Raw genomic sequence first — 22,191 nt, 5'->3', positions numbered from 1 at the left:
GATAAACATAATGGGGTGCTTGAGATTGAGTAAGTTACTTATGCTGTCCGACACCATGGAAGAAATTGAGGAATCATATTGGTATCTGAGGAAGGAAATCATTACAAACATCGTTCATAAGGAATCATACTTTGACGATGAATTATCAAAAGACAGAAGTATTAATGTATCAGAAACATATCTGCTATTCAAAGAGAAAAGTATTTATGAGCTTTGCCCTTATAAGGTTAGGGTTGACAATGACCCAGATATTGATTACTTGAGTAAATCAATTAATCAAAGGACTAATCTGACCATCATGATAAACGGGCGACAGTCTGTTGTATCTCGTTTCAACCTGTTGGTATATGAATGGGCTAGTAAAATACTTCACGCAAGAATAAATGCAAGAATAACAGACGAAGTTACTAAGAAATTGGAATGCGCTTCAGCTGCGTATATGATCAGTTACCTCTTCAGATGTGCACCATTCAAGTCGAATGAGAACATAAATATATTCCATTTCATTCAGACTGCCGATATCGAAGAGGAATATGTATACGATTTTTTCAAAAAGTCAAAGGACAGAATAACAAAGACAGTCACTAAGTTGTTGGAATATCTCATAATTCACAAATGGCAAATTGACAAGCTGAACAAGGGAGAGTTTATTGGGCTTTAAGTGAAAGGATAAAAATAAAACGCTTCTTATAACAAACCATTAACAACAGCAACGGAAAGGAACAGGTACCATGACAGCTACGAATCTCTTAGGGAGAAAGATAAGCGCAAAAGTCAACAGCAGATTCAGGCCTTATATTGTGAAAGAACTTGATACTGACGGCATGCCATATTTCACCCTGATCGATCTAATCAATGGAAAGGTTAGAAAGGTTCCCGTCAGCAAATTAAATAGTTGGTCATTCATTGACACATTTGCAGAAAGCGAAGCTAGGAAGAGTAATGACTTGATAGTTCAACTTCATCATGATGGTATTGAAAAGGAAAGTCCAGTTTTCGTTGCTGCCATTGATAGGTTTAGAGAAGCTAGGAACGTTTTGTTCAAAGAAAGATCGTTTCGTTATGAATTAGAACAGGGTTTATTCTTAACATACATTGACGTTAAAGACGGAAACATGATAAGCAGGGAATTGTCCATTGAGGAAGTTGATAAGGCAAAGCAATACTTCCTAAAAGAAGACAAAACAATTACTGGCATTCAAATGTATAATAAATTTGGCGAATTAGTTGTAGAAGAATGGGAATGTAGCCCATTAATATAAAAGAGTGTGGTGTTATGAATGAAGACTCCTGATGAATTGAAGTTGAAAAAGGAAGACGGCTATTTGTTATTGATCTATTCAATTATGAATGCTGTCCATACTGAAGAGTCATTGCGGGATTTTATACATCAGTCACTTGTTAGCATTAACACATTATCGAAGCAAGCAGATGCCACTGCTATTGAAGAGTTTATCAGCTTTATTGATGGTTTTAAGTATAATAACAAGCTTCAGGCGTTGCCAGGGCGAGGAGGGTCATAAATGGGCTGGGAGAAGGTAACGGACTTTCAATACGTTAATAATTTGGGGGATCAAATATTTAATGTGATAAATATTTTAGATGCTGAAAACTCCTATTTAGTGCAGTTTCATACAGTGAACCTGAAGGCCTTCGATAGTAAATTAATACTAGCATTGTTAACCCAATACGGATACAATTATAATATGGGTGAATTGGTTGATTTAAAAGGGGTTAGGGTTCACAAATCCATGACTGATAACATTCTTGCAGAGATTCTAAGCGAAACCCAAGCAGAAACTATTCACACCGTTAAGGACTTCAGTTCTTACGGTGATGTTTTGTTTTATCTCCAAACAAATTACGGGATATCCTATTGCCGCGATAACAATTCGTTGCTACATTGAGGTGGGGCTTTTGTGGAGGGAATATTTTAAGCTGAAGTACATTTTCTATCTATTAGCCATTCCTTTGATGTTCGTTGTAGCCTATAAATCGGCAACATATGAAAGATCAATTGTGTTAGTGCTTGGACTCGTAGGGGCAGGGGTTTTCCTTATTCTGAATTTGATCAAAACAGTCTACTATGATTCAGTCTTAGACATGAAGAGGAAGGAATCTCAAGAATGAATGTTACTAAATTGGAAAGCAATGTTTTCGCTACTATTGAAAGAGAAGAAATCGAGTCACTAAACATTAATAATTTTGTTTCATTGATTCACGATTGCAGGAAGACGATGGGAAAATCAGCGCGGCAAAGGGTTCTTCCTTTGTTTAGTGGATATGATCATATACCAGACGAAGTATATGAGATCAAAGAAATAAGACAATGGGTAGGCATGGTGTTTGAAAAGCTCCCATATCTTTTGTATTACATAAGTACCGAAGGCCAGTTAGATCGATTGCTATTAGCTTGTATAATGGATGTAGAAAGCTTGTTTGTTGGCGAGAAATTGAGTCCAGACCAATTAATTCTTGAACAAGGCGTTCGAAGATTAGAAGATTTACCGCAAATCCCCCTGAAGATCACCATTCCCACTGATAGATTTAAAAAAATGTGTAAGAGCATTTCTTCGCACGGTAAAACGTTAAATGACGTGCAAGGAGCTAATAAAGTCATTAAACACTTAGAGGTCTTGGTAGACATTCAGTGACCTTGTAGGTTCTACTTTGTTGGGGTGGGGGTGAATAGAGACATGAGTTTGACCACTGAGGAAATTAAAGCTATTCGAAAGAAATTCAACTTAACACAAGTGATGTTTGCTAAGGTTTTAGGACTAGGGCAAAAAACATACACAAGGTATGAAGCAGAAATCTCTACCCCAAACCCATCAGTTGCTAAGTTGTTGAAAGTATTAGATAAACATCCTGAGTTTATTTATTCTTTCATCGAATTAAGCAGGGATCAACTGTCTTCAGAAGAAATATCCTTCATTGAGTATTCAATTGAGAATTCTGAAATTTTCAAAAAAATCAAAGATGATTCTATGAAGATGCCGGTAACTCTACTAGAAGAACAGTTATCGATCCTTAAAGAAGAAAATGAAGCTGTTAAGAGCGATTATATTAACGAACAAATAAAACAATTTGAAAAAGCCATACTCATTCTTCGCTCAAATGGGTAATAGTTTAATAAAAAGCTGATTTTAACAAGAGTTAAGGTATCTTGATAGCTGAGATACCTTAATGATTTTACAGGAGGAATGGGTATTGAAGAAGCTTTCTATCGGTCAAGACAGCACATTAGGCAATTGGCGCAACTTATGCGCTGCCACCTTCGGTCCTTATAGCGCACCCACAGTATTTCTTGAAAATAAGATTAAAGAATCACCTAATGGAGAAGAAGAGGAAGTGCTAGCAGATGAGCGTCAACTTCTGCATGTCCTGGGCAACATGTACATAGAAGAGATACATCAACAAGAAGGGCAAAGTGAAGTTGCTAGAAAGAGCTTGAAAGCGGACAGCTATGATCCAGATACACAGGGTTGGCATTACAACCAAAAATTCAATCTGTATCAAAAAGTTGCTGGGCGTGTGTTTGTTTATGTATCTCCATTACTCTTCAATCAATATAAAGTTCAATTGTATATGCGAGGGTTTGGAGAAATGGGCGTATGTAAGTTGGAACTACGCGCAAACAATCGAGACAGGTTAGAAGATTTGTATCACGTTGGAGATTTATGGTTGGATAAATATAAATCAGGTGATTTGGATCTGATTGATCAAGACTTTTATTCGGTTTCTAATCCTGAAGGTGTTTGGGAAAAAACGGAGGAGAAGCTTTACTGGATATAGTGTCAATGCGAAATCGATTTTAATTCTATGGGCCTAAATGCGTTGATAAATTAAAATTAAGGAATGATGAACTTATGTCAGTAATATTCAAGGAAATCATCTCAAAAGAAACAGTGCGTAATAAGGATATTTCAGGTATAACAAAGATTATTGTTTCCTTAGAAAATTCTATGGACTATCATTCGCATTGCATAGCAATTGGCTTCGATTATGATGATGTACCAGAAGAAGTGTATGTGATACCCGAAGTAAGAGAGTGGGTGAAGTGCGTCATGGAAAAGCACCCATACTTTTTGTACTACTGCGAAAAGGACATATTCAACACCGATCAAGTTGTTTTGTTGTGTATGTGCGATATCGCGTCTGTTTTCTTTAAAGGGGAATATATTTCTCAGGATGAATATATGAAGAAGTACGGCGATTTATCCGCTGACATTCCAGTGAAAATTGAAACAAACGGTATTGGTGATGTGCTTAAAACATCTCTTGATGCAATACTAGAATATGGTAAGAGTAAAAATATTGAGAGTCAGACGACAGCGGCTGCATATGAAATCCTGCGCAAATGGGGAAAGAAGCTAGGCATTAATAAATGAAATAAGGAGCGATAATTGTGGGAAAAGCGATTACTGAAGAAATGATTCAGGTTGTTTATCAGTATTCTAAAAAAGTTTATCACAATGAAATCCTGCTTAGCGTTGCCATGGATCAAGTAAACAAGCAGTCTGGTATGAATGGCGGCTCAGCCTTGGCTTACATACATGTTTTCGGAAAAATGATGGATGGGCAAGAGTACCGTAGAACAATGAACGTAGCCGCTTATTTCCTTCGAATGATCAGGGAAGAGTATGGTGAACAACAGTTTTATAGGGCTATGGATAGCGTAAGCAAGCATGTCGCTTATTACAATAGTTTAGGGAACGGCGCTCTGAAGGGAATTGAATCACTTTTGAATTATTACAAACCAACAAAGTGAAAATCTATGAGGTAGGTGACAGCTATGACCAACAGAAAAGATTTGGTGGAGGATTGCAAGAAGGGTGTAGAGAATCTATCTATCCAAACTATTGTTGGCCTATTTCCAGACATCATTGACCATCTGAATAGAGAAGGGTTGTTGCAACTACAGAGGGAAATTGATAAAGCTCTTGGCGTATCGATTAGGAAGACGATTGACAGGTATTCCAAGTATGAGGAGTTCGAACATTTCACTAAGAAAGATAGAATTATCATAGAGAAAATGAGGTCTGAGCGCAAAAGTTTGTACGACTTGTGCGAAGAGTCAGGCGTTAATTATAACACATTTATTTACAGAGTAAACAAGCTCCATTGGAGTCTTGAAGACGCGCTATCACCAGAGCCTAGAAGGGGTAAGGGAAGGCCGAAAGGCTCTGTTAAAAAGGGGTAATAATAATTGAAGAAAAAGATACCTAACTACTACGACCTTTCCAAGTTGTCTGATAAAGCAGAACGAATGAAGCGCAAAGTCAAGTTGGAATCAACAAGATCAGTAGAGGAAAATCCTAAAATTGCACCTGATCATGAAATGGAGTACTGGAAAACAAAGCTAACCTATAAAGGCAAATCCATTGAAGCGATGTATGTAATGCCTGAAGGTTTGGGACCTGAACCAATGATTGAACACGTACTTGGGTCACTGTTCAGCAATATCCATGTTTATGACAAGTATAAGGGAAGGATCTTTGATTTTATAAATGACTTCCCTGGCATGACTAAGGATTTTAAAAGTGCAGAAGAACTTCTGACGGGGATAGGCCAGATTTCCGAAGAACTTCGCCATTTATTTGGTGATGATTATGAAGCTTATAAAAAGGAATTTATTAAGATTAATATGATTGAGGATATGATTAAAGATAGGAGTTGACTGCCATGAAAACTCTTTCTGAAATACTTAGTCCTTTAGATAGTGTAATCGAACTTGAATGTGATGGTATGACTAGGCTAATAAGTGGAATCCTTCAGGATGCAGGAGTGGTACATTTTATCTCTACTGGCTATGTTGAATTAAATGGCAGAACAGTTGCGCCACATTATTGGATAACATTGAAGGACGGCAGCTATATAGATTATCGTCTTAGAATGTGGCTAGGCGAGTCAGATGACATTCCGCATGGGCTGTTTGATTCTGTTGATTATAATGTGACATATGTAAGTGATATCATACGCCGTCCAGATAGCAGTGATTCGGCTATAGCTGAATTACTGGCATTCACTACAGGAGTTGATATTAAAAAATACGCACAAGACATTAGTGACGAATGGAGTGGCACCTAAGTATGGCATGGGATTACAGAGTTGTTAAATATAGCGTTGGTCCTGAGACAGACCGCGAAGAAGTGTTTGAAGTATGTGAAGTATACTATGACGACAACGGGGTAGCTCACAGCTTTATCAAAGATAAAAACCCATTGAATCAAGAATCAATCGAAGATTTGAAGACGACTCTGGAAAGAATATCATTAGCATTACAAAAGCCAGTATTGCAATGGGATGAGAAGAACCTGACGGAGTTAGGATAAAACATAGTTTTTAACAGAAAGGGAAGATAACGATAATGTTGAAATACAGAGAACTGGAAGCTAAAGAAGAAGCAGAGATGGACTATTTGCTCAGTACGAATTCCGCAGTGTTAAAACTGAGAGTTATAAGTGGTAAATACAAAGATGTCGAAGTTAACAAGATAACCGATGAAGCAATAAGGCTAATTGAAGAGAATGATCTGTTGTCGGCAGCGGAACAAATACCAAATTTAAAGACATTAACAGCGGTTAAGGATTGTGATATTGATATAAGCAAATTAATAGATGGTATTATCAGTGTCATAAAGCATGCGCATGATACCTCAATTGCCTACGATAGTTTTTATGGGGAGGATCAGGTGTGAATAATTTAGAAAGAGCAAGGCGATATATGGATATTCAGTGGTCAGATGAACAAAAACAACTTCTCCATGAAGCATTCAGTGCCATAGACCATCTATTGCTTCTTTGTCAGACTGAAGGAAACAAAGAGAAAATAGATCATATCTCAGGAGCGCATAGCAGACTGCATGATATGGTCCTAGCTGATTCATTTAAGGATATGATAGTAGAGAATTACACTGATGAATACTATGAAAAACTTGGATTTGTCCAGATTGAATTACTGGTCGATGTTAAATATGGTAGTTTTGTTGCAAACGTAGGGGATCATCGATGGACAACCAGGAGCGATGCAGAAGAGTGCGTTCATAAAGGTTTTGCTCGTTTAGTTGAGAGGGGGATGACTACATGAATCTTCATAAATTCACATGTGGTACGGGTCATGACTTCTATCTTAATTTAGAACTGCCACAACCAATTGATTCAATAGCCGAATCACTGAAGAATATTAAATGCCCTTTTTGTCACGAGGAGGGAATATCTATTCACTCAAACACTTTGAAAGTGTATGACAGTGAGCTAGCTGGCGATGTAAAACAGCGATTAGAGGAAATAGAAGATAAATTAGAACATCGACCAGGCGTTGATACAGCAGGAACTTTGCAGTATTACGTTTTCTATAAAGAGGATGTCAGATTTCTTCTTAAATTACTAGGTCAAAAAGGTGGATCAGTAGATGAATGAAGCAATATCAACAATTATCAGCGGAGCAATGGGTGCAGGGGGCGCAGTAATCGGTGTAGTCATCGCCAATTGGTATCAATCAAGGACGTTTGATCGGCAACGAAAAGCTCAGCTAAAAGATGCTGAAGAAGCTAAGCAGGAAACGCTCAAGGAAAATAAAATGAAGGTGTATAACCAGATATTAAAGATGCATGGGCAGTCTTTAGCGTTAGAGTATAATGGGCAAGGGACTATTATGAACATGAAAGAGTATCAAAAGGTCAGGTCAGCTATTTATGATGGTCTGCACATCCTTGATACAGATATTAGAGAGAAAGCGTTAGAAATAGACCGCTATATTGAACGAATGAACCTTTTCACAGAAATAAATAACGCAGCGCTCATGCACTGTGCGTCGGAATATGAAAAGCTTATTTCACTAGTAGAAAAGCATTATAAAGAATAAAAACATAATTTTAAGGAGCTACTTCACCATGGCTAAAGACCAGACGTTTGATGCTCGGAAATACTTTTCATTTATTGTAGCCGCTGTCGCATTTTCTATCCTTATTCTAATTCTTGCTATTGTAAGCACCTTCGTTGAAAGTCCGAGTTTCCGCAGATTTGTTGATATCGCTTCTTTCTTTTCAAATATTTTTGTCGGAATAGGAATATGGGTGCTCTATTTTAAAGTTCATAGGGTTATTTATAAACAGCATAAGGAATATCTGCATAAGGCAACTATAGCATACGAAAAAATAAAGTCTATGATGCCTGAAGGAGAAGTTTCAAGGCCTGTTAACCGCATAAGATATTACAGAAGATTGACTGTTATGTATTGGTGCCTGATACTGTTGAACGTCTTTCTTGCTTCAACTAATTATCCCTTCTAGGAGTTGACTAAAAGTGAGTAAAATTATGGATCAATTAATTGGGAATTTGGGCGAGGGAATACAAAGGTTATCAGCTGCCTTTTCGTTAGAACTAGACTATTCGCCTAAAAGCTTACTAAGGATAGAATCATTTATTAATAAGCAATTTCCGAATGAAACAGAACTAGACGGTTCAATGTCTATAATGTTAGGGCTGTATCTAGGGGAAGTTATTATTAGAAATAACCCAGGATTGCGATGGAACGAACCGGAAATTGAAAATAAAGTTCTCAATCCTTTCGATCTAAGTATTACGATACCGATTGACGAAGAAAGGCACCTTACTTTAAAACCAATGTTGAGAATCCATAAATTTGGGTTGGATAGAACTGATACTATATATGGTTACTACAACATGAACATTGATATCTATAACAAGGTTTTCGATCCTACCTCTACTATCAGGTATAAGGGCGATCACTATGAATTTAAACTGGCTGGAATGAAAAAAGCAAAGTAAATTCAAGCTTTGAGAGGGTGAGTTCTTTGTCATATAGTTCTGCAAAGAAAATGACTCAATTGCGCAGAGATAGAAGAGCCAAGGGACGGTGTGCAGAGTGCGGACAACCTAGTAATGGCGGTTATCTCTGCTTTTATCATGAAGAGAAACGCAAGCAAAGAAAGAATGGAAATCATAGTAGCCCATTCTTCCGTAGTGAATGGAAGATTAAAAACAGAAGATTTGCTAATGTAATGAAAGATAGAGGAATAAAAATATCAGATTTAAGTATTGCGATTGGCGTTAGCGATAGAACGGTGCATAGGTGGCTCTATGAAAATGGAACACCAAATATAAAGCATGCTATAAAAGCAGCTGAGTTTCTAGGGTGTGAGTTAGGTGATGTTTTCCCAGAATTTGAGGAGGGTTAGTCAGTATGGATATAAGTAAGATGATTAGAGAAGAAGTTGAAATGCTAAAAAAGCATGGCTGGTTGATGCATGCTGTGCCAGCTTCACAATATGATGGTGTTCATGCGAACTATCACACGCATGGGGTATTTGAAAGTTGGTCGCATATGGATTTTCAGATTACTTTAGACATGAATCCGATAATGGCCCATTCAATTATTGAGGTTGCGGTCGAAAATGTTAAGGAAGGTTTTAGATACGGGAACAATAAAGTGTATGATAATATATTAGTTGGGATGCCGGTAATGATGAAGGTATTCTTTGAATGCGATAGAGAAGTGATGAGGATTGTGTTACCTAATAAGAAGGGAGAAATACCTTCTAGAACAGATGGAGACGTGTTTTCCCGTCAGCTGGACGACTACAACTTCGATGCAGTCTAAAAGGAGAGAATGGTATGAAGAAGTATCAATCACTCAACCAGTACCTTGAAGAAGCGTGTTCAAAGGTGTCTGAGATAACGTTAACGGACGCTAAGATTGAAGAAATAATTGATGATAAGCTGCCGCCATCGTCAAAGAAAGACAAACGATGGTGGACTAACACAGAAGACAAAGTTCAAGGTCAATCATGGTTGTATGCTGGATGGAAAGTAAAGAGGGTAGATATGAACAAAATGGTTATAACCTTCGTGAGATCAAAGAATGAATAAAGATATAATTCTTCGGATCATGGTTGTCCTAATTGCCGGTAATTCAGCCAGCTTGTGCTTCAGTTTGTTATTGGAGAATGAAATTAATGTTTTGCATCTGGGCGTTATAGTTGTTAACTGCTTGATTATCTATAAGTATATGAGTACCGAGTTCAAAAACCTTTTGTTTGAAGTGAAAGAAAGGCTGAATATAACTAACAACAAGTAGAAGGTGAATCCCTTGTCTAAGAAATTTTACTTAGAAAAAACAGATTTCTATTGCAGTATATGCGGCAGTAGTGAAGAAGTTAAGGCGGTTAAGACTGGTGAAAAAAACGATGCTGATGACCAGCACGTTATAAATATATGCCCCAAATGTAGAGCAGGATTAATTGATGCATTAACCTTTGATGCAAAATACTTGGATGATGTGTGTAGAATCGATGGGTGCAACCATCCAATCAAGGCACGGTTTCTTTGTGATATGCATTATCAAAGGTTTAGAAGACACGGAGATCCCTTAAAAGTGGTCAACACTAAGCATTCATGTGAAATCGAAGGCTGTGAAGAAGAACGGAAGGCTAAGGGATATTGCTATAAACATTTATATAGTTATCAGAAGTACGGCGATCCTTTGTACATATCAAAGAAAGTCGTACAAAAAATATGTAAATATGATGGCTGCGACAGACATGTACATGCGAGAGGGTACTGTCATAAGCATGTAGCGTGGTTATATCGTGGAAAGATAACGGAGTGATTCTACTATATAAAATGAGGTTTTTAACTAGGAAGGTGGGGTGCGTTTGCCGTTCTCAAACCGATTCGCTAAAGGCAATCCTTACTATAGCCTAGGTTCGCAGTCAAAGCTTGCAAAGGGAATTATAGGTCATATTATTGTCGAAGGGAATGCCGCTACTATTATTACGTTCACGTCTCTTGTGGAGGGAAAGGGTAACGCTGGCAGGTTCATTGATGAATTAAAAGAGAGGTACGATATTGTTACTTTCCCAAACCTTATAAATAAGAAACTAGAAGGTATGCTTCAAAGACGTGGTTTCAAGAAGAAGTACAAATATGTACGAATTCTAGAAGGTCACACAGACGTTTATATTTGGAAAAAACAATAGAAAAACCCATGTCTACCGTCCTATTAAGGGCGGTTTTTTTTGTGGGCAAATATAACTATATTAAAGTCGATATTTGTAAAAATTTAGCTTTACTAGCGTACCGATATATGATACCATGTATCAAGTGATACCTAGTATCAAATGATACCGTATAAGGTTACAAGTGATACTATATAAGGGTACAATACATAAAAAAGGAGTGATTTCATGGAAAAACATACCCTTGAAGAACAGAAAGCTAGTATTGCGGCAGTAATTAACTTAACAAGAGAAGACGCAGATATCTCTATCAGAAAGCTAGCTAAAATGACGGGCTTCAGTCCGACTCAAATCAGTAGAGTTTTGAACGGGACCAACTACACCATAGATACACTTCTCAAGACATTGAATTCGTTAGGCCTAGGATTGGAGATCACGATTCTGCAAACAACGGAAAAAGACAACGGAACTTACTAATTATAAAGGGGATAAAAAATTGACACAGGTATTTGTAGCATCATTTACAGTATTACAATGGTTCTTGCTTTTTTTCTGGGCATATTGGTTGTTCATTAGCCTTTTTGGTTTCGGACGAGCTAAGAAATTAAGGAGTAAGTTACCAGAAAAAAGATTTCTCATTATGATTCCAGCCCACAATGAAGAAGCCGTAATTGGCAACTTGGTTGAAAATTTAAACAATCTTGATTATCCTAAACATCTCTATACGGTATGTGTTATTGCAGACAACTGTTCTGACAACACCGCATTGATAGGAAGGAAATTAGGGGCTATGGTTATTGAACACACAAGCAAGCCTGGTGAAGCAAAGGGGAAACCTTATGGGATCAAATACGCGATTGATGTCATTGGGGATGATTTAACTGAAAAGTATGATGCAATTGCTATTTTCGATGCTGATAACTTGGTAACACTCAACTACTTAGAAGAAATGAATAAGCATCTGCTACGTGGCGACAGACTGATTCAATGCTATCTAGATACAAAGAACCCCGATGATAACTGGGTAACCTTAAGTTATGCAACTTCTTATTACTATATGAATCGCTCTTGGCAACTCGCAAAATCAAGATTGGGATTGGGTAATGCCATTGGTGGTACTGGTTTTTGTGTGGAGACGAAGCTTCTGCAAGAGGTGGGATGGACAGCGAAAAGCCTTACAGAAGATTTGGAGTTTACAATGCAATGTCTGTTGCGTGGTGTGCCAGCAAAATGGAGTCATCATGCAAAGATTTTTGATGAGAAGCCAACTGACTTCATCGCTTCCTGTATTCAGCGATTGAGATGGGCAAGAGGGCATTGGGATGTTTGTTTTAAATACACACTTCCTCTCATGAAGCGCTTTGTGACAAAACTAGACCTTAGAGCGTTCGATGGGGCTTTGTACTTAATAAATCCAGGGAAGATCGTGTTGGGAAGTCTGACTGTAATTGTAACTTGGGTATGTTATTTTGCAGATTTTAGTGGTATTAAATCAATGATACCATTACACATTTGGCTAGTATTACTAACCTTTAATATGTTGTACATTATTTATACTATCGCTTCTGACGCAAAGAAAAAAGTATCTAGCATAGCTAAAGCCATCGTTAGTCTATTTGTTTTAAATTACACTTATGTACCCTTGTTCGCGTGGGCATTAATCACTAAGGATAATAAGACATGGAAGAGAACTGAACATTCTCGAAACATCGCAATGGATGAAATCGATCTCGGAGCCGCACAGGTTGCAACAACTAAAGAAGTAGGTTAACACGAAGGGAGATAGGGCATAGACTCTATCTCTTTTTTATTTACATGCTGTGGTTAAATATGGTAGAATGGTATCAAATGATACCTTGAGAAAGGACGGGTTAGAAATGTTTATTCGTGAGGATTGGAAGTTGTTCGGGAATATCGACACTCTCTGTCAAAAGGCAGGTGTAACAAGAAACAAGATACCAAATCTGGTTGTGAAAGAGCTTGTCGATAACGCCCTTGACGTTGCGGATCAAGTTACCGTTGAATTGGTAAACAGTCAAACGGTTGCTGTTTACGATGACGGTTACGGTATTTCTGAAGAAGATTTGCCGGTTTTCTTTTCAATTAATCGACCATTAGTGTCATCGAAATTGCTTAGACTTCCGATGCGGGGGGCTTTAGGTAATGGTCTGCGTGTTGTTACTGGTGCTGTAATAGCCTTTGGCGGTTCAATTGTGGTGGAGACACGAGGGAAGATTTATAAAATCATCACTAAAGCAAACGGTAAGTCAGATATTGAAGTTATTGGAGTTCGGGATGACATTATAGGTACTAGAGTCATTGTTAATTTTGGTTTCGACCTTGCTGTGGATGCTCTGGCTTGGGGTCAGAATGCAATGGCCTTCTCTCAAGGAAAAAGGTACCAAGGGAAGACATCTGCTTATTGGTATACAAGCGAAGCGTTCTACGATCTCTGCAATGCCTATCAAGGCACATTAAGGGAACTGGTTGAATATTTCCACGGAGTAAATAAAATAATGGCAGTGAATTTTGCTGATTACTTTGGTGGAGATATGGAAACATCAGAAATGTCTTTTGAGCAAACTGAAGAATTGATGAAGCTTCTTAGAGAGTTTACGGGGAGAGTAGATAAGAAAAAGATAGGTTTGATCGGTGACTTTGGCGAAGCATCACACTATGACTATCGTAAATGTTATGGGGAGTATACAGCCTTTTCTACAAAAGGTAAGTACCATGCCACTATACCATACACCGCCGAAGTGTGGGCTGAGCTATCAGATGATAATCATCATAGATTCAGCGTTTCTGTAAATCGCACACCTATCACCGGCGAAGTAGAGATATCGTATTACGGTGCAAATGAAATCGGTATTTATGGTTGTGGGTTCAGGGGCTACTTGAAAGGCAGAAAGGCTAATATGTTTATCAATCTAATAACGCCGTATATGCCAATCACTTCAGACGGGAAAGAGCCTGACTTCTCTTACTTCAATGAAGATATTATGAAGATAGCTCAGAGAACAATGCAGAAAGCAAAGCGAACATATCAGTTAAAGAAGACAGCTACACTTATCAGTAGAGATGTTATCTTTTCGTATATGGATGAAGCTATAGATGCTGTTAGCGGAAGTGGTAAGCATGTCTTCTCTCAACGGCAGCTGTACTACCAGATCAGGCCGCATGTGATTAGCGTCTTAGACAAAGGGTTGGAATATACTTATTTTTGCAGAGTACTGACAGAATACGAAAACGCTTATGGCAAAATCAACGGATTGTACCGTGATCCAAGGGGGTCCTTGTATCATCCACACTTAGGAACTGAGTTACCACTTGGCACACAACAAGTTGATGAATATGAAAGGCCATCATGGACCTTTAATAAGGTCCTATATATAGAGAAGAGAGGTTTGTTCCCTCAGTTAATCGATTCAAAGTTCCCTGAAAGATACGATTGCGCTCTAGTTACCTCTCAAGGGCATGCATCAAGAGCAGTTAAGGATTTATTTGATTTGTTAGGCGACAGCGATGAAGAGATCCAGTTCTTTGTAATACATGATGCTGATGCCGCTGGCACTATGATTTATCAAACCCTACAAGATGAAACTTTATCGAGACCAAAACGAAGAGTTAAGATTATTAACTTAGGGTTGGAACCTTGGGAAGCTGTGGAAATGGGACTGCAAGTTGAAGAAATAAAGAGAAAGAATAATTCTACAACAAAATTGCCAGTTGCAAGATACTTATATGAACGTTCAGATGCTTATGAGTGGAAAGAGTGGATGCAACACAACAGGATTGAGCTTAACGCCATGAGTACACCAGCATTCCTAGAATGGCTAGAGAATAAGATGGAGAAATACGGTGCAGGTAAAATTGTACCGCCAGATTATGTATTATACGACAAATTGAAGGAAAGAATAGGAGAAAATACGAGGGTGCAACTGATCCAAAAAATATTGAATGAATCAAATTTTGAGAGTCTATTAGAAAAAGAAATAATGAAGAATGAGATCGAAGGGATTGAAATGATTGGGAAATTGCAGGAGAGAGTAGTCGAAGAATTGACTAATAATCCTGTAGATAGTTGGACGAATCCGATCAGCAGGATAGCCAAAGAAATCGTTGAAAGGTAAGTGATTAAAAGGGAAGGTTGTTTGTAGTTTAGGGGCAACAAGCAGTCTTCCCAGATAATCGAGAGTCAAGTATAATTACCCAAATTTAGAACTGATGAAACAGTGTATGAATAATTTACAATGTTAATTTTTTTCGAAAGATTTCCTATTTCATTGATTTGAGAATCGTTCTCTGTTATAATGTGAATACAACATAAAATAGTGAGGAGCATTATTGATGGAAGAAAGGCTTCAAGTCATTGATTTGCTTCAACAGGTAATAGATAAAACGATACGATATGATAAAAAAATGCAGAATTTCATCAAAGACAAGTTATTCAAAGAGAACAATATGATGAAGGGCGAAACCCAGCAGCTGTTAAATGGTGACTTGTATCAAATCGAAGATAATAAGATACTTTGCTTGTTGATGATGGCTATCCATGATCTATTTCCTGAAAGAAGTAAGAAGCGTAAATATGATGTTAACAATTATTTCACCGAAGAAGAAATAGAGGAAGCGATTGCTACGGATTTCACTCCAAAAGAGAATCCTATTGACTTCCCAATTAAAATACATAATGTATTACAAGTTGGGGAGCAGGATTTCATAACGGTGCTTCCCTTTAAGTTTTTGTATGAACTAAAGAACAAGCACATTATGAATTATAATAGTCGTGTAAAGAAATTTGTTAATAAAAAATCAGTCCAGGCGATCAGTGAGTTATTGAAGACAGGTAGGTATAAGCCAGACACGCTAACTCTAAATGTCTGCAAGGGGTCATCGAATTCTAGTCAGAATGAATTAGAATATGATTTTGATACAAAAACATTAACAATTAATAAATCCGTTATCGAACTTATTGATGGATTTCAGCGATTCCAGGGTTCTAAGATGACATATATTGAGAACAAGAACATTGAAGTGAACTGGCAAGTTGCTATCAAGTGGTATGATGAGAAGTCAGTTCATGATTTCACTAGTCAGATGGTGCAATACAATAAAGTCGATAAGGGAAGAGCATCGTTCTTAGTTCAAGCAAAGAAGAGTGACTTATTAGTAAATGAACTTGTTAATGAATCAGAATTAAAAGGCAAAGTCTCGACTTCTAGCAAAATCCCAATAAACAGCGGAGAAATTGTTAGTTACTCTATTTTGTCTGACACTATTGACGAATTATTTATTTTTAATACAATAACAGAGATGGACGAAAGCCTAGATTTCTTCAAACGGTTCTTCAATGCACTTGTCAGTTCATACCCTGAAGCATTCATTACTGATGTCAAGCAAGTTAAAAAACTTAGCTTAATTAACAGTAATAGTGTATTTGCTGGATACATCGTTTTATGCAAGCGATTTATGGATAACGATAAAGATATTGGAGAACTTAAGAAAGTACTGGACAACATTGACTTTAATAAGTCTAACCCCTTATGGGAAAGCCTTGGCATTCTTAAAGGTGGAGTTGTCACACCAAGCGCAAAGAAGAACTTTAAAAAGTTCTTTCAGAGCTTGGAACTATAGGAAGGGGCTAGACAATGAAGGGGCTACTATTTAATGAGGATAGAAAAGAACGGTTTCTTGACGAGATAACCAACAGTCCAGATTCACGTAGAGTGTACAGAAGAATATTTGTTAAAAGTCACGATGATGAGATGAAGTATGGGAAAGACTTATGTGAATTCACTGAAGAACAACTTGTATCATTCTTAACTAGTCTTCAACCAACAACTGACGCAGCTGCCGATCATAACGGTAGGGTAGTTTCATCATACCTTGGTTGGTGTATTAAGAATGGACACACACCGTCAAATGAAAATCCCCTAGAAAGTTTCACTCCTGAAATGTTCGCTCAACTCGTAGACCATAAAATTAAGATTTATATTTCTGAAGATGAATTGAACTATGTCCTTGGTGGTTGTCAGAACGCTCAAGATCAGTTAATGTTAGTTCTTCCTTTCTATGGTGTTTGTGGTGAAGCAGGTTCTGAAATTAGGTACCTTAAGAACACTGATGTCGATTTCATTAACAAGAAACTGCATGTGAAGAACGTTAAAGAAATGACAACACCCGTTGGAAGGAAAGTTCAAAGTTACACTGAGAGAACCGTAACAATTGATGGTCCTAACAGTGAACGTGTTTTTGATATTATTGACAGAGCAATAAAGCAAACCCATTATATTCGCAGAAATGGGATGGTGGAAGACGACACTTATGGAGTAAGGACGGTTTTGGTTGAGAACAACTTCGTTGCTCGAAGTGGGAAGACTAATACGGAACACTTCAATGACGCAATCGATAAGACGACCTACTTCAGAAGGATAAATATAGTAAGTAAGACTTTGGAGTTCCCGTACCTGAATGCTAAGAATTTGCAGAGATCAGGAATGATCTTTATGGCTAAAAACTTGTATGAAGCAGAAGGTAAACTTGAAAAGGAACAGTACCTAAAGATATGTGAACAATTTGATGTCAAGCCAAGCATGTGGTTTTCGCTTAAGAAATTCTGTAATTTAGAAGCAATTTATGCACTATACCACACTGGTAATAAATCATTGACCATTTAATCCGTCATTCTAATTAAATAATGTATAGTTAAAAAATCCCTTCAGAGGGATTTTTTTTATTGGTGGATTGTTTCCAGTGTTTCCAACGTTTACGAATTGTCTATATCGAACGCATGCTCTACAATAGGTCTCAGGGGCAACAAAAAAGGTAACATTTTCTTAATCGAGAGGGGTCGCACACACGTATGTTGAACAAATTGCCGGATTTTGTGGATGTAAAATTTAAGTACTTGGACTCATTAAAACTGGGCGCATCGAACTATCATCTTCTTGATTTCTTAATTGAAGACTCCAATGATGTTCGCGTGTTCTCAGAACATTTCTGGATCGGATCAGAGAAACAATTCTTCGCCATTATGCGCTTTCGGCGCTACAAACAAAACCGTAAGCATATTGCATTTCCGGTGTTTGCAAAGATTTTCAAAGCCAGGCCAAAAACGGCACTTGAAATTCTGTTTCAACATAGAGTGTTCGATGAAGACCTCAAGGATTTGTACGCAAAAGGGATCACTCTTGAGGAGCTTTACGAGAAGCATATCAAGTACCCCGAATATCAGTTGTCTTCTTTTATCTTATAATTGGTAATATTTACATTTGCCAAAACTAATATATACGGTTAATATGTTCGTGCTGATGGATAGAACCTGTGCTAAAACACAGGTTTCATTAATACCATCTAATGCAACGAAAAATAGTATAGGAGGATTCATAAGTGAGCGATAGCAACATCTTGGTTCAAACAAAAGGCGGCTTTAAGGTAAGAGGTATCGTAACAGGTCTAAGCAAGGAGAAAGCATACAGCGAAGGTACTGTGAAAAATGGGAAATTCAAAGGGAATAAGTATCGTAGTATTCGGTTTGGTGTTAAGACTAGTCCTGTTAATACTGTCTATGTTGAACTGTATGGTATGGAACAAGATACAATCACTGTTTACCGCAGAGAAGACAAAGAGAAGAACATTACCGAAGACAAGAAAACCATCCCTTTTGAAAAACGTGCCAATATTCCTGCTGGTTACGAGATCGTTAATACAACTTTTAAACTTGAAAGCAGCGAAGAAGGTGAAGACATTGTAAAGCACTATGTGCAATATGATGCGGTGAAGTACATCCAGAAGACTTTGAAAGACGGCGACTCTGTTTATATGCAGGGGAACACAGAGTATTCTAAGTATGTAGATGCCACCGGCAAAGAGCGTCAACAGAAGCGTAACAACATTCGCTCTATTTATAGAGAAGAAGCTATCGATTTCACTGCTGAGGACTTCAGAGAGTTGGCAGCCTTCGAACAAGAAATTGTCTTTGTTGGTAGTGAAGTTGAAGGGGAGAAGGTCTTTGTAACTGGCAGAACAATTGCTTATGGTGGTAACTTCTTGGATGTTCAGTTTGTCATTGATCCGCAAGACGATGAGGAACTTCAAAAAACCGCCACTGCATTTGAAAAATATCTGTCTTTTGGTGACTTACTCAAAATCAATGGAAACATTGTTAACCGTGTTGAGCGTGTGGAAGAGGAAGAGCCTGCGTCTACTGGATTGTTTGGCAACAAAAGTGCTTCTGGTTATGGAAAGCGTCCAATTCGCACTACTGTTACCGAGATGCAGATTATCGGTGTAGACGAAGCTTCTTACGAAGCAGGCCAAGGGAAGTATACGGAAGAAGACTTCCAAGTAAAAGAGTTTATCGTGCGTGACGAGGAAAAGCAAAAGTCATCAGACAACCCATTTGAAATTCAAGATGATGACTTGCCATTCTAATAACTAATGCAATGAAAAATAGAAATAATGAGTAAAAGGGGATAATATTAATTGGCTACTATCGATCTTAAAGCAATGAGTCAGTCGCAAGGCAATGTACCAAAGGCAAACCTAGAGGATTACGTGGTAACACTCTACGGTCGAGGTAAGGTAGGTAAGACATCTCTGTTTTTTAATGTTGTGAAGAAGAAGTATGGCGATGCTTCCAGAGGTTTGTTGGCAGCATTCGAGATTGGATATTCGGCACTCAAAGGGATTCACGCAGCTGATATTAATCAATGGGCAGACTTTGTTAGTGTAGTAGATCAGCTGGTACGTGACCATGACTCGTTGCCATATAAACTAGTCGGAATTGACACAGTAGATATTGCTTACAAGCAGGTTTGTGACTTTGTTGTTAAGCGTGAGCGTATTAAGGATAACAAGGCGTACAAGGACATCTCTGACATTCCATGGGGTGCAGGCTATCAAATGGTTGCAGACGCATTCTACCAGCAACTAGAACGGCTTCAGAAGGTTGGAATTGGCATTTGGTTCATTACACACGACAAGGATAAAAAATTCGAATCCCGTGATGGTGTAAGTTATGACCAAACGACTGTGAACTTGCCAGCAAAAGCTCGGGATATCGTTATCAATATGTCTGACTTTGTAATCTTTATCGACAACGCTAAGATCCAAGACGATGAAGGAAAAATTATTGACCAACGGTACATCTACTTTAGAGCAGAGAGTAGCGACTTGGAAGCAGGTAGCCGATTCAAAAAGATCACTCCAAAGATTGAATATGACACAGACCTATTCATCCAGACCATTGAAAAGGCAATCAAGGACGAAGTTGGAGAAGATGTTGATATTGATGCATTGAAGGCTCAACAGCTTGCAGAACGTGAAGAGAAAGCTCAAGAATTTGTTCAAGAACAAGAAGTTAAAGTGACTGGAACTGCTGAAGAACTGATCTTGCAAATTGACGAAAAAGCAAAGTCGGTATCGAGCGAAGACCGTAAAAAGGTTAGCGATGGATTTAAACAAATCCTTGGTGGTACGGCAAACTATAAGGCAGTAACCGATACGGAGCTTCTTCAGAAGTGCGTCAACTTCTTAAACACTCTATAGAATGCAATGAAAAATAGTATACCTATAATATACTATTAAACGAATAGGCAGTCAATCCCGTTGGCTGCTTATTCATTATCTAAAAGGGAGCAAAGAAATGACAGATAGAGATTTCCGCTATGTTGAAACAGCCGCAAAGGTTGGCGACCTGGTTGCTCTTAAACAGCAAGCCTATGGTAATTCCGTTGACGCTACCTTTGAAGTTATGAAGGGTTTCCTAAGAGCCTACAAAGGCGTTGATGGTGACTATATCATCCCAGAAGCATTGCTTAAACACATCTTGTTGCAGGTGCGCATTATAGACAAACAGAACCGCATCTTCAACAACCCCGAGGGAGACTTGATGGACGAGTCACCCTACCGTGATATGCTCGGCTACTCTCTGTTAGGAATCAAAATGGCCGAAAATAAGTAAGGAGAAAGTAATGACTGAAACTATACGAAATTACGATAGTCAGGTCATTCCTTATCTAGAAGTATACAAAGAAGAGAACAGAACAAAAAAGCGTTGGCATCATACAAGAGCAGACAAGGAAACACGTTACGCTCATTATTATCAGCATAAAACCGCCACATTATCCGAAAAGGAAAGATGGGGAATAGACTTAATCAAGATCGGACTACAAAGGGCTGTAAGGCCTGTTGTAAGCTGTTCTTTTGGAATAGACAGCATAGTTGATGTCTATCTCACCAGAAAGGCTCTAATCGAGTTAGGACGCGATCCTTCAGATATAGATATTGTTTGGAATGATACTGCGAATGAGTTCCAAGATGTAAGGCAATATCAAAAATTTATCACCCAAGAATGGAACTTGAGATTAAAAATCACTAAGCCAGAGAAGACACTAAAACACATCATCATGGATAACGGCGGCGTTACGGACGACTATTTCTTTACTCGTAAGGGAGATAGGACTAAGAACAAGCAACCGTTGAGTGAAAAATGTTGTGGTACGTTAAAGCACAAACCAATGAAAAAAATGATTAAAGAGCATGAGTGGGATTTAGTCATCGTTGGATTGAGGGCAGATGAGTCTACAGCAAGATTTCAAGCTGGCCTACGTGATGGAGAGTTTTTCTACAGTAATTCAGAATGGAAATCCCTTGTTTGTAGGCCAATTCTTTGGTGGACTGAGGACGACATTTGGGACTACGTGGCGCAAGAGGATATCCCTTACAACTCTCTTTACGATAAGAACCAAATACAAGAATACCCTGAACAATCAAAGTTGATTCAAATGATTGATGAATTCAACGAACAATTGCTTTCAGTTGGATTAGACATTGAAAAACTGAAGAAACGTGAGCTATCAACTGTCACACGTAAACAAGCGATACTGCTTAAGAAGAAATTGAAATTCAAACTCTTCCCCCCAAGAACAGGATGCATGATGTGCCCTATTCCCGTTAAATACGGATACATGAGTTGGATGCGTGAGTATTACCCCAAGGTGTACAATGCGATGGTCCATAATCTGGGCTATGGGAAGGCCCTGATCGGGATGGTTCCTGATGATGTAAAAGAAGAGATTAAGCAGTTCCTTGGGATCGATGTGACCGCCGATAATGCGCATGAGTTCCTTCAGGAAATCTTAGAGTTCAAGCCTTGCACATTCGATAAATTGTAAGGTACGGCGACTGTAGCAAGTTCGTCTTTG

The 22,191-nt window shown here is 38.2% G+C and carries 34 protein-coding genes; all 34 read left to right on the top strand.

Features of this window, described 5'->3' with window-relative positions; translation table 11 throughout:
* Positions 1 to 25: 25 nt before the first annotated feature.
* The 34 genes from M2277_RS24475 (at position 26) to M2277_RS24310 (ending at position 22,161) form a co-directional block, all read left to right on the top strand.
* Positions 26 to 661 (top strand): hypothetical protein, encoded by a 636-nt coding sequence (locus M2277_RS24475; RefSeq protein WP_280755767.1) that lies wholly within the window; start codon positions 26 to 28, stop codon positions 659 to 661.
* Between the two features lie 70 nt (positions 662 to 731).
* On the top strand, positions 732 to 1,262 hold the full coding sequence (locus M2277_RS24470) for a hypothetical protein (RefSeq protein ID WP_280755766.1): 531 nt from the start codon (positions 732 to 734) through the stop codon (positions 1,260 to 1,262).
* A gap of 18 nt (positions 1,263 to 1,280) precedes the next feature.
* Entirely contained in the window at positions 1,281 to 1,523 is a 243-nt protein-coding gene (locus M2277_RS24465) for a hypothetical protein (protein WP_280755765.1), read from the top strand.
* Positions 1,524 to 1,907: a hypothetical protein gene (locus M2277_RS24460; protein WP_280755764.1), complete on the top strand. Its 384-nt coding sequence runs from the start codon at positions 1,524 to 1,526 to the stop codon at positions 1,905 to 1,907.
* 219 nt (positions 1,908 to 2,126) lie between these two features.
* On the top strand, positions 2,127 to 2,654 hold the full coding sequence (locus M2277_RS24455) for a hypothetical protein (protein WP_280755763.1): 528 nt from the start codon (positions 2,127 to 2,129) through the stop codon (positions 2,652 to 2,654).
* Positions 2,655 to 2,696: 42 nt separating this feature from the next.
* Positions 2,697 to 3,125, top strand: coding sequence for a type II toxin-antitoxin system MqsA family antitoxin (locus M2277_RS24450; RefSeq protein ID WP_280755762.1), 429 nt, complete (start codon positions 2,697 to 2,699; stop codon positions 3,123 to 3,125).
* A gap of 85 nt (positions 3,126 to 3,210) precedes the next feature.
* Complete coding sequence (locus tag M2277_RS24445; RefSeq protein WP_280755761.1) at positions 3,211 to 3,795, top strand: hypothetical protein; 585 nt, start codon at positions 3,211 to 3,213, stop codon at positions 3,793 to 3,795.
* Positions 3,796 to 3,869: 74 nt separating this feature from the next.
* Positions 3,870 to 4,391 (top strand): hypothetical protein, encoded by a 522-nt coding sequence (locus M2277_RS24440; RefSeq protein WP_280755760.1) that lies wholly within the window; start codon positions 3,870 to 3,872, stop codon positions 4,389 to 4,391.
* Positions 4,392 to 4,408: 17 nt separating this feature from the next.
* A complete protein-coding gene (locus M2277_RS24435; RefSeq protein WP_280755759.1) occupies positions 4,409 to 4,771 on the top strand; it encodes a hypothetical protein in 363 nt (120 codons plus the stop codon).
* Between the two features lie 24 nt (positions 4,772 to 4,795).
* A complete protein-coding gene (locus M2277_RS24430) occupies positions 4,796 to 5,203 on the top strand; it encodes a hypothetical protein (RefSeq protein ID WP_280755758.1) in 408 nt (135 codons plus the stop codon).
* A 6-nt stretch (positions 5,204 to 5,209) separates the two neighbouring features.
* Positions 5,210 to 5,680, top strand: coding sequence for a hypothetical protein (locus M2277_RS24425; protein WP_280755757.1), 471 nt, complete (start codon positions 5,210 to 5,212; stop codon positions 5,678 to 5,680).
* Between the two features lie 5 nt (positions 5,681 to 5,685).
* A complete protein-coding gene (locus M2277_RS24420) occupies positions 5,686 to 6,090 on the top strand; it encodes a hypothetical protein (RefSeq protein ID WP_280755756.1) in 405 nt (134 codons plus the stop codon).
* 2 nt (positions 6,091 to 6,092) lie between these two features.
* On the top strand, positions 6,093 to 6,335 hold the full coding sequence (locus tag M2277_RS24415) for a hypothetical protein (RefSeq protein WP_280755755.1): 243 nt from the start codon (positions 6,093 to 6,095) through the stop codon (positions 6,333 to 6,335).
* Positions 6,336 to 6,370: 35 nt separating this feature from the next.
* Positions 6,371 to 6,700 carry a hypothetical protein gene (locus tag M2277_RS24410; RefSeq protein ID WP_280755754.1) on the top strand — a complete coding sequence of 110 codons (330 nt, stop codon included), beginning with the start codon at positions 6,371 to 6,373 and terminating at the stop codon, positions 6,698 to 6,700.
* Entirely contained in the window at positions 6,697 to 7,089 is a 393-nt protein-coding gene (locus tag M2277_RS24405; protein WP_280755753.1) for a hypothetical protein, read from the top strand. The genes M2277_RS24410 and M2277_RS24405 overlap by 4 nt, the downstream gene beginning before the upstream one ends.
* Positions 7,086 to 7,421 (top strand): hypothetical protein, encoded by a 336-nt coding sequence (locus M2277_RS24400; protein WP_280755752.1) that lies wholly within the window; start codon positions 7,086 to 7,088, stop codon positions 7,419 to 7,421. The genes M2277_RS24405 and M2277_RS24400 overlap by 4 nt, the downstream gene beginning before the upstream one ends.
* A complete protein-coding gene (locus M2277_RS24395) occupies positions 7,414 to 7,866 on the top strand; it encodes a hypothetical protein (RefSeq protein WP_280755751.1) in 453 nt (150 codons plus the stop codon). Before M2277_RS24400 ends, M2277_RS24395 begins: the two co-directional genes overlap by 8 nt.
* Before the next feature lie 28 nt (positions 7,867 to 7,894).
* Positions 7,895 to 8,293 (top strand): hypothetical protein, encoded by a 399-nt coding sequence (locus M2277_RS24390; protein ID WP_280755750.1) that lies wholly within the window; start codon positions 7,895 to 7,897, stop codon positions 8,291 to 8,293.
* 13 nt (positions 8,294 to 8,306) lie between these two features.
* On the top strand, positions 8,307 to 8,792 hold the full coding sequence (locus M2277_RS24385) for a hypothetical protein (protein ID WP_280755749.1): 486 nt from the start codon (positions 8,307 to 8,309) through the stop codon (positions 8,790 to 8,792).
* A 26-nt stretch (positions 8,793 to 8,818) separates the two neighbouring features.
* Entirely contained in the window at positions 8,819 to 9,202 is a 384-nt protein-coding gene (locus M2277_RS24380; protein ID WP_280755748.1) for a helix-turn-helix domain-containing protein, read from the top strand.
* 5 nt (positions 9,203 to 9,207) lie between these two features.
* The gene (locus tag M2277_RS24375) at positions 9,208 to 9,624 is read left to right on the top strand and encodes a DUF4262 domain-containing protein (RefSeq protein ID WP_280755747.1); all 417 of its coding nucleotides are present in this window, start codon (positions 9,208 to 9,210) and stop codon (positions 9,622 to 9,624) included.
* A gap of 14 nt (positions 9,625 to 9,638) precedes the next feature.
* Positions 9,639 to 9,893 (top strand): DUF7662 domain-containing protein, encoded by a 255-nt coding sequence (locus tag M2277_RS24370; RefSeq protein WP_280755746.1) that lies wholly within the window; start codon positions 9,639 to 9,641, stop codon positions 9,891 to 9,893.
* 220 nt (positions 9,894 to 10,113) lie between these two features.
* Positions 10,114 to 10,632 (top strand): hypothetical protein, encoded by a 519-nt coding sequence (locus M2277_RS24365; RefSeq protein WP_280755745.1) that lies wholly within the window; start codon positions 10,114 to 10,116, stop codon positions 10,630 to 10,632.
* A 46-nt stretch (positions 10,633 to 10,678) separates the two neighbouring features.
* The gene (locus tag M2277_RS24360) at positions 10,679 to 11,002 is read left to right on the top strand and encodes a hypothetical protein (protein WP_280755744.1); all 324 of its coding nucleotides are present in this window, start codon (positions 10,679 to 10,681) and stop codon (positions 11,000 to 11,002) included.
* A 207-nt stretch (positions 11,003 to 11,209) separates the two neighbouring features.
* A complete protein-coding gene (locus M2277_RS24355; RefSeq protein WP_280755743.1) occupies positions 11,210 to 11,458 on the top strand; it encodes a helix-turn-helix domain-containing protein in 249 nt (82 codons plus the stop codon).
* A gap of 19 nt (positions 11,459 to 11,477) precedes the next feature.
* Positions 11,478 to 12,752, top strand: coding sequence for a glycosyltransferase family 2 protein (locus M2277_RS24350; protein ID WP_280755742.1), 1,275 nt, complete (start codon positions 11,478 to 11,480; stop codon positions 12,750 to 12,752).
* A gap of 106 nt (positions 12,753 to 12,858) precedes the next feature.
* A complete protein-coding gene (locus M2277_RS24345) occupies positions 12,859 to 15,114 on the top strand; it encodes an ATP-binding protein (protein ID WP_280755741.1) in 2,256 nt (751 codons plus the stop codon).
* Between the two features lie 217 nt (positions 15,115 to 15,331).
* Entirely contained in the window at positions 15,332 to 16,618 is a 1,287-nt protein-coding gene (locus M2277_RS24340; RefSeq protein WP_280755740.1) for a DNA sulfur modification protein DndB, read from the top strand.
* Positions 16,619 to 16,632: 14 nt separating this feature from the next.
* Positions 16,633 to 17,661: a phage lytic cycle repressor MrpR family protein gene (locus M2277_RS24335; RefSeq protein ID WP_280755739.1), complete on the top strand. Its 1,029-nt coding sequence runs from the start codon at positions 16,633 to 16,635 to the stop codon at positions 17,659 to 17,661.
* A gap of 185 nt (positions 17,662 to 17,846) precedes the next feature.
* A complete protein-coding gene (locus M2277_RS24330; RefSeq protein WP_280755738.1) occupies positions 17,847 to 18,239 on the top strand; it encodes a hypothetical protein in 393 nt (130 codons plus the stop codon).
* A 134-nt stretch (positions 18,240 to 18,373) separates the two neighbouring features.
* Positions 18,374 to 19,417 (top strand): hypothetical protein, encoded by a 1,044-nt coding sequence (locus M2277_RS24325; RefSeq protein ID WP_280755737.1) that lies wholly within the window; start codon positions 18,374 to 18,376, stop codon positions 19,415 to 19,417.
* Positions 19,418 to 19,468: 51 nt separating this feature from the next.
* Positions 19,469 to 20,533: an ATP-binding protein gene (locus tag M2277_RS24320; protein ID WP_280755736.1), complete on the top strand. Its 1,065-nt coding sequence runs from the start codon at positions 19,469 to 19,471 to the stop codon at positions 20,531 to 20,533.
* Positions 20,534 to 20,630: 97 nt separating this feature from the next.
* The gene (locus M2277_RS24315) at positions 20,631 to 20,948 is read left to right on the top strand and encodes a hypothetical protein (RefSeq protein WP_280755735.1); all 318 of its coding nucleotides are present in this window, start codon (positions 20,631 to 20,633) and stop codon (positions 20,946 to 20,948) included.
* Between the two features lie 10 nt (positions 20,949 to 20,958).
* Positions 20,959 to 22,161 carry a phosphoadenosine phosphosulfate reductase family protein gene (locus tag M2277_RS24310; RefSeq protein WP_280755734.1) on the top strand — a complete coding sequence of 401 codons (1,203 nt, stop codon included), beginning with the start codon at positions 20,959 to 20,961 and terminating at the stop codon, positions 22,159 to 22,161.
* Positions 22,162 to 22,191 lie beyond the last annotated feature (30 nt).

Source organism: Paenibacillus sp. LBL, assembly GCF_029893715.1.
Taxonomy (GTDB): Bacteria; Bacillota; Bacilli; order Paenibacillales; family Paenibacillaceae; genus Paenibacillus_AQ; species Paenibacillus_AQ glucanolyticus.
The sequence above is the reverse complement of the archived record's forward strand: the minus strand, read 5'-3'. Positions and strand labels throughout refer to the sequence as shown.